This window comes from Ruegeria sp. F5 (assembly GCF_056533845.1).
In genome coordinates this window covers 11890-26806 of sequence record NZ_JBQFOU010000013.1, presented here as the reverse complement: position 1 = coordinate 26806, position 14917 = coordinate 11890, and the positions used below count along the sequence as shown (strand labels likewise).

The following is a 14917-nucleotide window of genomic DNA, read 5'->3' as shown; positions in this document are numbered from 1 at the left end:
AGATTCTGCCAAAAATTTGATTGAATTATAGCAGGTTTAGCTACATTTGCGCGATCTCGTTGCCATACTTCCCAAACAACATCGGGAGGCACCAAAATGACTAAAACTGCGCTGACACAGCTGAGCCCACTGAGAAACACGACCCGTGCAACTGGCGCTGAGGATCTTGCCCGTGAGCAGGCCATGCATTTCGGGATCGATCCGGACACCGATTACGGGCGCGCGTTGATTGAGCTGACTCGCAATCTCTATGCGGCCAACGCTGCTACGGCCGATTTGTGGAAAATCACGATGGATGGGTTGGACGGGGTCGACCGTGGGGACAAATTCGCTTGGTTCAATGCCAAGCGTTTTGTCAGCTTCCAACTGGCAAAGGTTCTCGACAACCTGCAGAACCCGTTGCGCGCCACGTATCAATCAATCACGACGCACCAGCCCGGTTTTGTGGTTAAAGGTGCCTATCCGCTTTTCGACAATGTCGCTGCGATTTTTTCCGCTAGTCCGGTCATTACCCGAACCGCGACCTACCTGTTTGCATGCACTGAGTGGGTCGAAGACGCTTTCAACGGCCGCGAGCCCTTGCATGACATCTATTCACGCTTGCTGAATCCAACATCCATCAGCCTTGCCAACCATATCGTGGACATTGAATGCGGGCCTGAGTCGAACCAATACATGGCTTGGAATTTCAACTCCGGCATGGCCGCTATCGATGGTGTGCTGAGCCATTTGGTCGGCCGGGATGACATCATCGTCGCTTCCCGGAATGTTTATGGCGGCACCTATCAACTGCTGCATGACTGGTACGCCAAGAGCTCCAACCTCGCTGTCGAGATCGAATGGGTCGATGGCTATGACGCAGAGAGTTTTGCCAATGTGATGGAAAACGCAGCAGAGAAATATGCCGAGCGTCTGGCCGAAGGGCGAAAGATCTATGTCTATCTTGAAAGTCCCTGCAACCCTCATGGTTATGTACTGGATGTGTCTGGCATCAGCCGCGCTGCGCATGAGCGGGGCTGGCGAGTGGTCGTCGATACGACAGTCGGCACACCGTTTCTGCACCCGGTTCTGAAACACAACGATGCGATGGCGCGACCTGATTTCGTTGTGCATTCCTACACGAAAGAGCTTGCCGGGTTCGGGACAACAACCGCTGGAGTCGTCATTGGTCGTAACGAGGACATGTTCGTGCCCAAGGGTAGTTCTGCCGATGCAGTCTGGCCAGACGGTAGTGCCCGTAACGTGAATTGGGACGAATGCATGTTCTGGAACGTGTTTTACATAAAAGGCGGTTTTCTAGACTCAGAAAAAGCATTCGAGGTCCTCAACGGAATGAAAACCTATGAGATGCGCACTTTGCAAAAGGCCATCAATACAACCGTCTTAGCACGAGTGCTAGACATGCACCCAGACATCAACGTGTCGTGCCCGGTTTTGGAAAACAATCCCAATAATACGATGTTAAAAGAGCATATGTATCTGGGTCTTCCAGCTGGTCTGTTCACCATAGATATGGAGGGTAAGAGCGGTGGCGGTGTTCCTGCAGAAGCCTTCAAAAGGTTCTTCGATGCACTTGAACCAGCGCTTGGGATGCAGGTGAGCTTAGGCCAGACCTGCACCGTCGGGCTTTGCCCGGCGTTGACGACCCATTCTGAATTGAGCTCCGAGGCGCAATCAGTGGCAGGAATCCACCCGACTACAATGCGGATTGCCGTGGGGCTGGAAGATCCCAGGATTTTTCTGGCGCACGTTCAGAGGACCGCGAAACGCACTATCGACCCTCACATCACCGGGTTCTCATCTGGCTTCCCGGTAGGAGAGGAAATCGACAAAATACTCAAGGAAGTGACACATGACATCCATGATCGACACCTTAAATCTCTGCCTAGCAGTGACCGCTTATCAAGCTAGGTGAAACCGCGAAGCATAGTCTCGGTGAGTTCAAACAGAGACCCAATTCTTTTCGGGATCACCTTGGCATCCGAAAACGGCAACTATGTCCCGCGCTCTGTGAATTCGTCCAAAAATAGATTTTGCAGGCGCGGCGAATGACCGGAATGAATGCTGCAAACGCAGAAAATCGGTGCCGTGTCGAGTGACCGGTATGGGCCGTCTCCATCTGAAACAGATGGACCTATCGATCGAATGATGCGTTTGCCTCTCTGGCGGCTGTGAGCCCTAGGTTCTGGATGCTGCACGGAACACGAACGGCAGCTATCAGGTCTAATTTGCACAACAAACTTGCGCTCGTATCTTCCCTGGGCAAGAGTTCTTCTTGCATGTCTGGAGTACCAACAGTGGCCGCATATCTGCTCGCCAGAAACCGTAACTTTCGCCTGCTTTTTAGCGCAGGAACACTGACCAACTTGGGCGACGGGCTGGTTATTCTTGCGCTGCCTTGGCTCGCGACATTGATGACGCAAAACCCGATAGCCATTGCTGCTGTCGCGGCTGCAGGGCGGCTACCGTGGTTGCTGTTTTCAATTCCGGCCGGGGTCATTGTTGATAATGCGGATCATCGCAAGCTCATAGCGCGTACCGACTTGTTGCGGGCGGCCGTCATTCTGGCAATTATGATGTTGGCAATGAACCAACAAGCGCAAGGGACTGTCTGGGTGCTTGCAGGTCTTGCCTTCTTGCTGGGATCGGCAGAGGTCTTACGGGACAATGCCGCCCAAACCTTGCTCCCATCCATCGTGGACTCACAAGACCTCGAAAGTGCGAACGGTCAACTTTGGAGCAGTGAGCAACTCACCGGTCAGTTTATTGGCCCTCCGTTGGCGGGATTCTTGATTGCCGCTGGAATTGCTATTCCTTTTGGCATTGACGCTGCACTGCTCGTATTGGCGGCAGGCCTCGTCTGGATGATTTCGCTCCGACCCAAACCAAGGGTCAGCGCTAGCTTTCGTACAGCGCTGATCGAAGGGATCACGTACATGCGACGTGATCCGTTTTTGCTTCGACTGGCGATTGTCTTGGGAATTGCGAATTTCATTGCGACCGCAACAATCACGGTTCAGGTTCTCTTTGCGCAGGAAGTCTTGGCGCTTTCGTCGTTACAATACGGCTGGGTGTTGTCTGTAGAAGCCGCTGGCGCGATAACTGGTAGTTTACTTGCAGCCAGATTTATCTCATTGCTTGGAACTCAGGCCTGCTTGTATCTATCCATTGCAGCCTGGAGTCTTGGCTATGCGGTGGTTGGAATAAGCCAATCAGTTGTCACAATGAGCATTGCGTTGTTCTTTGTTTTGGCAGGGGCGATGCTCTGGAATGTGATTACAGTGTCTTGGAGACAACGGCGCATCCCATCTGAGTTACTTGGCCGGGTCAACAGCATTTACCGTTTTTTCGGTTGGGGTTCCATGCCTTTAGGGGCTTTGGCTGGCGGGGTCGCTGTATCTGTTCTGGAAATTGAGCTTGGCCGTGAACTCGCCTTGCGTTCAACATTCCTACTGGCGGGCCTCACTTGTGCTTTCTTGCTGGCGTACGCATTGCTAAAACTGCGCTTGGATTAAAGGCATAGCAGACCTAATAAGCGTAACAGGCTATGGCCGTTTCGTCCGCGATGTGTCAGTTGGTGAATCTAAAGGCTTTGCGCTTGCATCGAACGGCGGCTCTGACGCGCCGCAATGCGGCGTCGCAAGTTACGGTTGGAGGTCGGCTTTGGGCCGCCAACGAAAGCGGCCCGTGGTATTCAGATTTCAATTGCCTCTGCAATAGCAAGTGCATCCTCAAGCTCAACGCCGAGATACCGAACGGTACTGTCCATCTTCGTGTGCCCGAGTAAGAGCTGCACCGCGCGCAGATTGCCCGTCTTTTTGTAAATTTGAGTGACCTTTGTGCGCCGCATCGAATGTGTGCCATATGCGCTGGCTTCCAAACCTATAGACGTGACCCAATCACGCACGATCCGCGCATACTGGCGCGTTGAAATGTATAAACGCTCATGAAAACGCCCTGGCCAAAGGTACTCAGACCCGACCATGAGTTCGTCTTGCATCCACCTCTTGACTGAGCTCCGAGTTCCTTCAGAAATCTCGAAGCGGACTGGTTTCTGAGTTTTGCTTTGCAGCACCGAAGCCCGCTCCTTGATCTTACCAGAAGCCATGATGTCAACGACTTTCATCTTCACCAAGTCACAGCCGCGCAACTTGCTGTCGATGGCCATATTGAATAGAGCGAGGTCGCGATGGTTTTCTGCGAGCTCTAATCTTATTCGAATTGCCCAGACGTGTTTGGGTTTCAACGGCCGTTTCTGACCGACGATGCGTCCGTTTTTCCAAGCTGGGCGAAGCGCGCGAATGGCAGGCAAGTTTGGTGTTTCCATAACTGATCCTCCGATCCGCCATGCCCGCCCACAACGACAACCCGACGTTGACGAAAGAGGATATCACACGATGCCGCGTTGCCGCCGAGGTCGGCTGTGAGCCCTACCTCTCAAATGCCGCAAAGTAAATTCTGGTAGGAACGCCAATAGCAGACCTTGGTCGCAGTGAGACTTGCTTATTACCGCAGATCTCAAAGGACAGAGTTACTGACACGCTGCGGGCGCCAGCATCACAGACGGAGTACATGCACCGAACATTGAGCATGTCGAACGACGAGAGCGGCTGTTGAACCCAAAAAGAACTCTTTCATCCCTGGTTTGTGCGAAGCAAGGACAATACAATCTATGCCATGTTTGTTTGCATACTCGGTGATTGCTCTGCCAGCTGATTGACTCTCGATCAAGACAGAAGAAACCTCAGTTTCGTTTTTTAAGCGCTCGGCCAAACGCGCCTTTGCTTTTTGGAGAGATTTTTCTGCGATCCCTTCATCCATATAGTACATTATCTGTCTATTTGGAGGCTCATGGATGTGCGCGGCAGTGATTTTTCCGCCTTCGGATGCAAGGGCATGCGCCGCAGAGATTGCATGTTCACTGATGCCATGTTCCAGAGACAGCGCGACTAAGATATTTTTATACATTAAAACCTCCGTAATTGGGTTTTCAGTTTTTGGCTGCGTACGAGCCTCTCCCAATTCATCTGTAAGAGAGTGCTCAGGCACCCCAGTCGTTAGAATTGGGGTGCGTGCTTTTTGTCTTGCGCTACAGCGCTTTCCCATCGCTACCTGCTGAGCAGGAGGTCCGGCAGGAAAAGGGCCAACTCTGGTACAAATGTTGTCAGCATCAGAGTGGGGAGCCAGGCAAAGACGATGAAGATCAAAGTCGGCCACAACATGCGCGAAACCGGTTCATCACAAACCTGAGCGCCAAGATAAAGTAGTGGCGCAGTTGGAGGGGTGATGTTCGCCATACCAAGGTTCACGCCAATGACGGCCGCAAAATGGATCGGATCCATGCCAGTGCTCTGAGCAATGGGCAGCAGGATTGGTGTTGCCAAAAGCAAACCGGAGATATCATCCATTAGCATTCCGATCAGGATCATCACGACATTAATCATTAGAAGGATGACGACCGGATTGTCCGAAACGGAGTAGACCAGATCTTTGGCCAACTGAGGGGCGCCTTGCGAGATCAAATTGTCCGACACGATCAGAACCATGAAGATCATGACCATGACCACGCCAATCGTAACACCGGAATTCTGGATGGTCTGAGCCAGTGTTTTCCAGGTAAGGCCGCGATAGAAGTAGATCGCGATCGGGATCGAGTAGACCACTGCAATACCCGCAGCCTCGGTCGGCGTCATGATGCCACCATAGATTCCGCCCAAAATGATCAGCGGCATCATAAGCGCAGGTCCGGCCAGGCGCGCCTGAACTCCGAATGTCGGCAGGAACGGTTTGGGACGTTCCGTCAGGTTGATGTCGTCATACTTCCGCAGCATGAACTGATTAACGACTATCAAAAGCGTGATTAGGATGATCGCTGGAATGACCGTGGACAAGAAGCACTTCAGTACGTGCTGCTGTGCAACCCAGCCATAAAGGATGTGCGACGAACTCGGTGGAATCAACAGGCCCAAGGGGCTGGCCGCCACGATCAGAGCTGCCGATTGCCCACCCGGATAGTTGGCCTTTTTCAGGTGGGGCATCATGATGCCACCGATACAAGTCAGTGTTGCATTTGCACTACCTGAAATGGAGCCGAACACACCGCAGGCCAGCACCCCAGCAGCGCTCAATCCTCCTTTAATATGGCCAATGAACATTTCAGCCAGAGAGACAAGAGGGGCCGCGATTTTACCTTTCTCCATGATGCCTCCGGCGATCATGAAGAGTGGGATCGCCAGAAGTACAAGTGAGCGGATACCTGTAGAACCGGTGGGCAAGTAGCCGGTGATGGATTGATCTCCGACAAGGGCGATGAAAATCAAAACCGATCCGAATGCCACATAAACGCTGACGCCCAACAGCAGCATAAAGCAGACGATTAGGAGACTTCCTCCGATGATCATTGGGTTTCTCCTTTTTGCATTTCTGATCTCAAGGGAAGCCCGAGCCCCTTGCGGATATGCACGTACAGATATGCCGCCGTAAACGTCGCCATGAGGCCAAAGGCAATCATGATCGCAATCCGCCAGGTCACAAACGGAATGCGCAGCACTGGGGTTGCGCGCAGCCGGGGGAATGAGAAGTCATCAAGCAGCGAGACATAACAGGCGTACATGAGGAATAGGATCACCAGCACCTCGACTGTTAGGACGACAAATCCGCGCCACCAAATCAACCGAGGATTTTGGATCACGATGCCAAGAATGTCCGCGTTGATGTGCAGGTTGCGGGCAGAGGCCAGAACAGCACCTGCAAAAAAGCCGATGATGCTAATGCCCAAAAGCCATTCTTCGTAGGCAAACAGATCACCGCCAAATCCATACCGGATGACAACAACTGCCCCAAATGTGAAAGCCATCAGGAAACCGGCAAACATAACGACCTGCCTCATGGCAAAAGCCACTGCTTTCAGCGGATACCCAATAATGACTGGCAACTCGTCAGTGATTCTTTTCGAGCTCTTCTTTTCTGCACTTTCGACGACCAACGGACGCCCAGCTTCAGTGCTAGACATCTTTCTCCCTCCCTTTGTTGAGCTAAATACGAAAAAAGGGCCAACTGATTAGCTGGCCCTTTTCTCAGTGTTTATTGCTGTTCTTTTGCTGCCAGCAGGCGGTCGATGATGTCCTGACCGACGTTTTGTGCCATCGCTGGCCAGACCGTTTCCTGGACATGAGCGGCCATCGCAGCTTGTTCTTCGTCACTCAGGCGCAGGATGGTGTAGCCTTTGTCGAGCAATTTCTGGCCGAACACTTCATCATTCTCACGGTTGTAGGCAAAAAAGTCTTCGGACGCCTTCGTCATCGCGGCTTGCAGCGCGGCGCGCTGTTCGTCGTTCAGCTTGTCGAGTGTCCGCTGCGACGCGTAGAAAGTTGTCAGCTCTGAGATCGAATTGTATTCGACAAAATAGGTTCCAACGTCCGACTTGGCGAAGATCGAGTAGGTCGCGGTTTTGGTGCAGCAGATTGCTCCATCGACAATCCCGGCCTGAAGTGCGGGGAAAATGTCGCCCCATGCCATGGTGGTCGCTTGATAACCTAGTTCTTCGACCATTGATTTCACGACGCTGGACGACCAGACGCGAATGTTCATGCCCTTGTCGTCAAAAGTATTCCAGTTCTTGGGCTCTTGCGACGAAACGATGCCGATGAATCCTTCCGGATTCTGCGCCATGACGCGCACGCCATATTCGTCGGTGATCTCTTGCAGGATGGTGTTGAACTCGGAATCCATGTTCAGAAGCGTGCTCTCCATGTCATCCCAGCCGCCCAGCAGGAACGGCATTGACAGGAATTCCAGGCGTGGATCAGTATCGGCGTAGATGAACGCCGATGCCAGGTCGATATTGCCGCGTGCAACATCTTCGAACAGCGCCTCACCCGAACCCAGTTGGTTTGCCGGGAATACTTCGATCTTCAGGCCGACGTCTGCTGCCGCGACATCCGCTGCGACCTGCTCCATCATTTTCGTGCCCTGATGGTCAATCGGGAACACGCCGGCAAAGCGCAGTGTCATGTCTTCCGCTGCGGCTGCTGTCGAGAGTGTGGTTGCAGCAAGCAAAACAGCGCCACCCATCGCGCCGAGGGCGCGGCGGTTAATCTTCGTAATCATTAAGGTTTCCTCCTCAGTGGTGGGTGTCCCGCCGCATTACGCGCGGCGGGACATTTCTTTGCTTCAAATCAGCAAAGTTCCGGGGCGACGAACTCGTATCCAAGGTCATCGGCCACAGCCTTGTACGTCACCTTTCCGTGGGCCACGTTCAGGCCGTTCATCAGATGACGATTATCTGCCAGCGCCTGCTTCCAGCCATGGTTTGCAATAGCCAGAGTGTGCGGCAGCGTGACGTTGTTCAGTGCATAGGTCGACGTTCGGGCGACTGCGCCCGGCATGTTGGCGACGCAGTAATGAACAACATCGTCGACAACATATGTGGGCTCAGCGTGAGTGGTGGCTTTGGACGTTTCAAAGCAGCCGCCCTGGTCAATCGCAACGTCCACGACGACCGCACCGGGTTTCATTTTTGAGATCAGCTCGCGTGTGACCAGCTTGGGCGCAGCAGCACCCGGGATCAGAACCGCACCAACAACCAGATCAGCATAGGTGATTTCTTCCTCCAATGCGGCTTTGGTCGAATAGACAACCTTGGCGGACGCCTCGAAATGGTTCTCCAGCTTCTCAAGCACTGCCGGATTGCGGTCCAGAATGGTCACGTCCGCGTGCAAGCCGACGGCCATCTGAGCTGCGTTGAAACCAACGACGCCTCCACCAATGACTACTACTTTGCCTGGTTTCACACCGGGCACGCCGCCCAGCAATACGCCCAGACCACCCTTGGCCTTTTCCAACGCGCTGGCCCCGGCTTGGATCGACATGCGACCAGCAACCTGACTCATCGGTTTCAGTAGGGGCAGACCGCCATTGTCGTCGGTGACGGTTTCATAAGCGATGCAGACAGCGCCCGAGTCGACCAGATCTTTGGTCTGTTCCGGGTCGGGGGCCAGATGCAGATAGGTGTAAAGGATCTGACCTTCCCGCAGCATGGCGCGTTCAACGGCCTGAGGTTCCTTCACCTTCACAATCATCTCTGCATTGGCAAAGACATCGGCTGCGGTTTCGGCAATCTCTGCGCCAGCGGCCCGAAAGGCATCATCATCTGTGCCAATGCCGATGCCGGCATCGGTTTCCACGATGACGTTATGACCATGAGAAACCAGTTCCGCGACGCTCTCGGGGGTCAGGCCGACCCGATATTCATGGTTCTTGATTTCCTTGGGAACACCAATGAACATGTTCTTCACTCCTTGGATCGGATGATCATTGCGCCGTTGGCATGACGAATTCGGCACCTTCCGAGATGCTTTCGGGCCAACGCTGCATGATAGATTTCTGTTTGGTGTAGAAACGAACACCCTCTTCGCCATAGGCGTGCATGTCGCCGAAAAGGCTCTTTTTCCAGCCGCCAAAGCCATGCCACGCCATGGGAACCGGGATCGGAACGTTGACGCCGACCATGCCGACCTGAACCTGTTTGCCAAACTCACGCGCTACGTTGCCGTCACGGGTGAACAGTGACACACCGTTACCAAACTCGTGGTCGTTGATCAGTTGCAGACCTTCCACAAAGTTGGAGACGCGGACGCAGGACAGGACGGGGCCGAAGATCTCTTCCTTGTAGATCTTCATGTCGGGTGTGACGTTGTCGAACAGGGTGCCGCCCAGGAAGAACCCTTCTTCATGCCCTTCGACGGTATAGTCGCGACCATCGACCAGCAGGTCAGCACCTTCTTCGACGCCAGAGTCGATGTAGCCTTTGATCCGGTCGCGCGCAGCAGCCGTCACGATAGGGCCCATTTCAGCGTCCAGCTCAAGGCCATTCTTGACCTTCAGAGTTTCGGCGCGCTCTTTCAGGACCGGCATTAACTTATCGGCAGCATCACCAACCAGCAGAGCAACCGAGATCGCCATGCAGCGTTCGCCTGCCGAGCCAAAGGCTGCGCCAATCAATGCGTCCGCAGTCTTGTTCATGTCGGCATCGGGCATCACCAGCATGTGGTTCTTCGCGCCACCCAGAGCCTGAACGCGTTTGCCATGCCGCGCACCAACCTCGTAGATGTAGTTCGCAATCGGGGTCGAGCCGACGAAGGACACGGCTTTGACGTCGTCATTTTCCAGCAATGCATCCACGGCGACCTTGTCACCTTGTACGACGTTGAACACGCCATCGGGGAAACCGGCCTCCTGCATCAGATCGGCGTATAGCAGCGCAGCGGACGGATCGGTCGGTGACGGTTTCAGGATAAAGGTATTGCCTGCGGCGATGGCGATCGGGAACATCCACATCGGCACCATGACCGGGAAGTTGAAGGGAGTGATCCCAGCCACAACGCCCAACGCCTGACGCGTTGTCCAGTTGTCCATGCCAGTGGAGACCTGCTCCGTGTAATCGCCCTTGAGGAGTTGCGGAATGCCGCAGGCAAACTCGATGATATCAATACCACGCTCAACTTCGCCTTGGGCGTCGGTGAACACCTTGCCATGCTCAACCGTGATGGCGCTCGCCAGATCGTCCTTATGCTCGCGTACCAGGGCCAGAAAGTTGTTCATAAGGCGGGCGCGGCGGATTGGCGGTGTGTTTGACCACTGCGGGAACGCGGCTTTGGCAGCGGCCACTGCGTCGTCGACGGTCTGAATGTTCGCCAGTGACACCTCGCCGGTTTGCGCACCGTTTGCGGGATTGAAAACTGGCTGCGTATTTTCGCCGGAAGGAACAGTGATTTGGCCATTAATGTAGTGGCCGATCAAAGCGATCGGGGATGCATCTTTCATGATGTCAGTCCTATTTGGGGTTAGAAGTTAGGGGTTATGGCAGATCCGCCAATACCTCTCCAAGTGTTTGAAAAAGAGTCGTTATTTCGGGTTCCGAGATGATCAGTGGTGGCGACAAGGCGATGATGTCAACTGTGACACGGATCATTATTCCGGCGTCCCAGGCAAGTTTCATCGCGTCATAGCCCCGTGCCCCCGGCGCGCCCTCTCGTGGTGCAAGCTCGATCGCGCCCACCAATCCCAGATTGCGGACATCGATGACGTTCGGCAGACCTTTGAGGTTGTGAAGCTGATCCTCCCAGGGCTGCGATAGCAATGCAGCGCGGCGGAACAAATCATTCTGCTTGTAACTCTCCAGCGTTGCCAGTGCGGCGGCGCATGACACAGGGTTGGCGGAATAGGTGTAGCCGTGGAATATCTCAATCGGCGCATCGGCATTTTCCATAGCCGACTCGTAAATCTTGTCGGATACGATGACCGCACCCATCGGGATGACGCCATTGGTCAGGCCTTTGGCCGTCGTGATTATGTCCGGCTTCACATCGAAATACTCCGATGCTGTCGCCACACCCAAACGACCAAAGGCGGTGATGACCTCGTCGAAAATCAGCAGAATGCCATGGCGGTCGCAGATTTCCCGTAGTCGCTTCAAGTATCCTTTCGGCGGCAGAAGCACACCGGTGGACCCGGCCATCGGCTCAACGATCACTGCCGCAATTGTCGATGCATCGTGAAGCGCGACTAATCGTTCCAGATCATCCGCCAGTTCCGCGCCGTGTTCCGGGCAACCGCGGGAAAAGGCATTTTTCTCTAGATCATGCGTGTGGCGCAAATGATCCACTCCTGTAAGGAGCGTCCCGAAATGCATCCGGTTCTTTACGATGCCGCCCACCGAGATGCCACCGAAGCCAGTGCCGTGGTAACCACGCTCACGCCCGATCAATCGCGTGCGCGCGCCATCACCGCGCATTCGGTGGTAGTGTAGCGCGATCTTGAGCGCTGTATCGACAGACTCGGAGCCAGAATTAGTGAAGAAAGCGTGGCTCATCCCCTCAGGCATCATCGCTGTCAGCTTTGCCGACAACTCAAACGCCTGAGGGTGGGAGAACTGGAAGTTCGGTGCATAATCCAACTCGTGCACCTGTTTCTGAACCGCTTCAACGATCAGCGGATCGCGGTGACCTGCGTTAACGCACCACAGTCCGGCGGTTCCATCCATGACCTTCCGACCATCAGAACTGGTGTAATACATCCCCTCGGCCGCTTGGATCATCCGGGGCTCGCGAAGAAAATCACGATTGGCCGAAAACGGCATCCAAAACGATGACATTGTATTGGGTTGATCGAGCACGTTCATTCCTCGTGATGCAGATTTTCATTTGATGACAGATCCTTGCAGAGTTCAGACCTTCCGCACACCCGGCTTTTTTTTAATCTGTAAGTTATTGAAAAAAATCGTCGCGCCCCTAGAATGCTTTCGATCCAAAGCAAGAAAGCACTAGAGTAACGGTTTTGTCATCAGATCTCGAAACTGCCCGTCGTCTAAAGTTGATTCGGACGACCAAGGGCCTCAGTCAACGTGAAATGGCCAAACGCGCGGGAGTCGGTAGCGGGACGATTTCTCAAATCGAAAGCGGTTCGACCCAACCATCTGTGGCGTTGCTAAAGAAGATCCTTGCCTCGATAGACGTCAATTTGGGCTTTTTCTTCAGTTTTGAATTGCAAAACGAGGAGTCGTTTTTTTACCCGCACGAAAGAATGCGCGACTTGGGATCACCTGGTGTCTCCTATTTGCTTGTCGCAGGAGAGCGCCGAGACAGAAAACTACAGATGCTCATAGAAGAGTACGATGTCGGTGCCGACTCGGGTCGATCTGTACTGTCGCACGAAGGTGAGGAATGTGCGGTTGTGATAGAGGGCCGTCTTGAAGTCACAGTAGATGGGCAGTCCAGGGTTCTGGGCCCCGGGGACGCGTACTACTTCTCAAGCATATTGCCACACAGGTTTCGAAACGCTGGAGACGCACCCTGCAAAGTCATTAGCGCATGCACTCCTTCGTCGTTCTGACTGAATCCCAGAAGCTCTTTTGTGAGCGCTTCAATATATCTTTGGATGGTCAAATTCGACATCCAACTCAGAATGTAGAAATGAAATCGAAATTCACGATCATGGCCGTTTGTCGCCTTTCTCACGCGATCCCCGTCGGCGGGCTTTTTAGATTTCGCGCGTGCAGCGAATGGCCGGAATGCGGGCTGCGGCTGCGATCTCCAACGAAGTGCTCAAAGTCGGCTCTGGGCCGTTGGCGGGCATAGGCCATTGGTTTACGATGCAGCATTCGGTGCTTGGTACCCAAGACATCGCCCAATCTTTCCCGCAGAGAATAGCGGGGAATCGGCTGCGACTGCCCCCGGCCATTTAGAGTTTTACATCACATGCGCGGGACCGCTTTCTTCTGCGGCCAATCGTTTTAGCGCCATCCTATCAAGCTTGCCACCCATTGTTAACGGAAGCGTATTCAATACCTTAACTACATCTGGCGCTTTGTAACCAATCCGCTCCCGCGCGAAGTCAATTACTTCACTGGCGCTAACTGATGCGACGCCTTCGGCTAGACTCACGAATGCCCAAACATCTTCGCCATGCATCTCGTCGCGCACCCCAACCACCACTGCTGCCGCTACGGCTGGATGCAGTGTTAACGCATCTTCAACCTCTGCCGGGCTGATATTCGAGCCATCATGCACGATGATCTGTTTCTGGCGCCCCCGGAACCAAAAATAGCCATCCGCATCTCGCTGCATCAGATCACCGGTGTCGAACCAACCGTCCCGAAAGGCCGATGCAGTCGCCTCCAAATTTTTCCAATACTCGGTCATCATGCTTGGACTTTTCACCCAGTGCCGACCATCAACCCCTGCGGGGACCTCCTCCCCGGCCTCATTGCGAAGCTCAGAGACATATCCCGGATTGTTCTGTCCCACCGCTCCAGTCTTTTCAGCGCCTCCATGCGTGTTGGAATGCGACGTTCCCATCTCCGTCATCCCGTAGAATGATCCAATCGGCACACCAGCCAGCGCGTCGAACGCTTTGACCACCGTTTGCGAGGGTTTGTCGCCTCCCGCCATCATCGTTTTCAGAGAAGAAAAATCCTCTCGTACTGCGCCGGGCGCCGTAAGCAATGAAGCCAACGGCGCAGGTAGGATTTGCGCAACTGTCGGTCGTGTCTTTCGCAACAACCCCAAAAGCTCGTCAGGGGTAAAACTCCGTGCGACATTCGTTTTGGCACCGGACCAAAGCCCCGCAAACGTAAGCCGCAGCCCTGCGGTATGAGAAATCCACGAAGCTGGCAGCACCACGTCCTGAGGGCCAAGTCCCAACCCTTGGGCATTGCTCGCCGCCATACTCCCCATACTGGCGTGGCTATGCGTTACTCCTTTCGGTTTACCAGTGGTTCCGGAGGTGAAAAAAATGAATGCCGGAGCTTCCGCATGAACTTCGGGCAGCGCTTCTTCACATTCAGTGTCCATAAGGTTCTCAAAGACAAATGCGCCGTCCAGTTTGCCTTCATGGGCTATCACCCCCACAGGCAATTGCGATATGCCGGTGACCGCGGAAATATCATGGGCGCGCTCACTATGCACCAAAAGCGCGGCCGGAGTTGCCAAACGAAGCGCATAATCAATATCCGCAGCTGAATACCGATAGTTGAGCGGCATCGCCACCAAACCTGCTCGCATGCATGCCAGATAGTGGATCACCAGCGCTGCTCGGTTCGGCATGATCGATGCCACACGGTCCCCCGGCATCAGCCCCAGGTTCAGATAACTCCGAGCAAGCCGGGTACAGGCGGCCTCAATCTCTCGCCAAGTTAGAGCTCCATCCAACGCAAAAAGCGCGATGCCGTCGGGGTTTGCTGACAAACTCTCGCCAAGCAAGTTTGTCAAATCCGCCGATGCAGATAGCGGCGGCCCAGCTACCGGCATGTACTTCTCCTTAAATCCAACCTGTTCCAAGTTGTAGTCTACACTGCGCAGTCGCAGAAGGTCTCGACCTGTGCAAAATTCTAAGTCAGAACGAGCGACGGACGACTACG

At 54.1% G+C, this 14917-nt stretch carries 12 protein-coding genes; 3 read left to right on the top strand and 9 right to left on the bottom strand.

Features of this window, described 5'->3' with window-relative positions; all coding sequences use genetic code 11:
* Positions 1-96 precede the first annotated feature (96 nt).
* Both ACR0K1_RS18050 and ACR0K1_RS18045 read left to right on the top strand, forming a co-directional pair.
* A complete protein-coding gene (locus tag ACR0K1_RS18050; RefSeq protein WP_480851412.1) occupies positions 97-1911 on the top strand; it encodes a PLP-dependent transferase in 1815 nt (604 codons plus the stop codon).
* Between the two features lie 386 nt (positions 1912-2297).
* Complete coding sequence (locus ACR0K1_RS18045; RefSeq protein WP_480851411.1) at positions 2298-3515, top strand: MFS transporter; 1218 nt, start codon at positions 2298-2300, stop codon at positions 3513-3515.
* Between the two features lie 179 nt (positions 3516-3694).
* Here the strand turns inward: ACR0K1_RS18045 and ACR0K1_RS18040 are convergent, their stop codons facing one another.
* The 8 genes from ACR0K1_RS18040 to aptA all read right to left on the bottom strand — a co-directional run bounded on the left by ACR0K1_RS18040 (position 3695) and on the right by aptA (position 12181).
* Positions 3695-4327 (bottom strand): tyrosine-type recombinase/integrase, encoded by a 633-nt coding sequence (locus tag ACR0K1_RS18040; RefSeq protein WP_480851410.1) that lies wholly within the window; start codon positions 4325-4327, stop codon positions 3695-3697.
* 230 nt (positions 4328-4557) lie between these two features.
* Positions 4558-4968, bottom strand: coding sequence for a universal stress protein (locus ACR0K1_RS18035; RefSeq protein WP_480851409.1), 411 nt, complete (start codon positions 4966-4968; stop codon positions 4558-4560).
* 140 nt (positions 4969-5108) lie between these two features.
* Positions 5109-6401 (bottom strand): TRAP transporter large permease, encoded by a 1293-nt coding sequence (locus ACR0K1_RS18030; protein WP_170511078.1) that lies wholly within the window; start codon positions 6399-6401, stop codon positions 5109-5111.
* Complete coding sequence (locus ACR0K1_RS18025) at positions 6398-7012, bottom strand: TRAP transporter small permease (protein WP_480851408.1); 615 nt, start codon at positions 7010-7012, stop codon at positions 6398-6400. The genes ACR0K1_RS18030 and ACR0K1_RS18025 overlap by 4 nt, the downstream gene beginning before the upstream one ends.
* 71 nt (positions 7013-7083) lie before the next feature.
* Positions 7084-8073 (bottom strand): TRAP transporter substrate-binding protein DctP, encoded by a 990-nt coding sequence (gene dctP / locus ACR0K1_RS18020; RefSeq protein ID WP_480851477.1) that lies wholly within the window; start codon positions 8071-8073, stop codon positions 7084-7086.
* Between the two features lie 104 nt (positions 8074-8177).
* Entirely contained in the window at positions 8178-9287 is a 1110-nt protein-coding gene (gene ald / locus ACR0K1_RS18015) for an alanine dehydrogenase (RefSeq protein WP_480851407.1), read from the bottom strand.
* A 25-nt stretch (positions 9288-9312) separates the two neighbouring features.
* Positions 9313-10824, bottom strand: coding sequence for a CoA-acylating methylmalonate-semialdehyde dehydrogenase (locus tag ACR0K1_RS18010; protein ID WP_480851406.1), 1512 nt, complete (start codon positions 10822-10824; stop codon positions 9313-9315).
* 34 nt (positions 10825-10858) lie between these two features.
* Positions 10859-12181: an omega-aminotransferase AptA gene (gene aptA, locus ACR0K1_RS18005; protein ID WP_480851405.1), complete on the bottom strand. Its 1323-nt coding sequence runs from the start codon at positions 12179-12181 to the stop codon at positions 10859-10861.
* Positions 12182-12336: 155 nt separating this feature from the next.
* Here aptA and ACR0K1_RS18000 point away from each other — a divergent pair, with 155 nt between their 5' ends.
* Positions 12337-12891, top strand: coding sequence for a cupin domain-containing protein (locus ACR0K1_RS18000; protein WP_480615795.1), 555 nt, complete (start codon positions 12337-12339; stop codon positions 12889-12891).
* Between the two features lie 356 nt (positions 12892-13247).
* Here the strand turns inward: ACR0K1_RS18000 and ACR0K1_RS17995 are convergent, their stop codons facing one another.
* Positions 13248-14807: a class I adenylate-forming enzyme family protein gene (locus tag ACR0K1_RS17995; protein WP_480851404.1), complete on the bottom strand. Its 1560-nt coding sequence runs from the start codon at positions 14805-14807 to the stop codon at positions 13248-13250.
* Positions 14808-14917 lie beyond the last annotated feature (110 nt).

What these genes read in the sequence shown, in the direction of transcription:
- ACR0K1_RS18050 (WP_480851412.1), top strand. Translation starts at nt 97, where the DNA reads ATGACTAAAACTGCGCTGACACAGCTGAGCCCACTGAGAAACACGACC.
- ACR0K1_RS18040 (WP_480851410.1), bottom strand. Translation starts at nt 4,327, where the DNA reads ATGGAAACACCAAACTTGCCTGCCATTCGCGCGCTTCGCCCAGCTTGG.
- ACR0K1_RS18035 (WP_480851409.1), bottom strand. Translation starts at nt 4,968, where the DNA reads ATGTATAAAAATATCTTAGTCGCGCTGTCTCTGGAACATGGCATCAGT.
- ACR0K1_RS18030 (WP_170511078.1), bottom strand. Translation starts at nt 6,401, where the DNA reads ATGATCATCGGAGGAAGTCTCCTAATCGTCTGCTTTATGCTGCTGTTG.
- ACR0K1_RS18025 (WP_480851408.1), bottom strand. Translation starts at nt 7,012, where the DNA reads ATGTCTAGCACTGAAGCTGGGCGTCCGTTGGTCGTCGAAAGTGCAGAA.
- dctP (WP_480851477.1), bottom strand. Translation starts at nt 8,073, where the DNA reads ATGGGTGGCGCTGTTTTGCTTGCTGCAACCACACTCTCGACAGCAGCC.
- ald (WP_480851407.1), bottom strand. Translation starts at nt 9,287, where the DNA reads ATGTTCATTGGTGTTCCCAAGGAAATCAAGAACCATGAATATCGGGTC.
- ACR0K1_RS18010 (WP_480851406.1), bottom strand. Translation starts at nt 10,824, where the DNA reads ATGAAAGATGCATCCCCGATCGCTTTGATCGGCCACTACATTAATGGC.
- aptA (WP_480851405.1), bottom strand. Translation starts at nt 12,181, where the DNA reads ATGAACGTGCTCGATCAACCCAATACAATGTCATCGTTTTGGATGCCG.
- ACR0K1_RS17995 (WP_480851404.1), bottom strand. Translation starts at nt 14,807, where the DNA reads ATGCCGGTAGCTGGGCCGCCGCTATCTGCATCGGCGGATTTGACAAAC.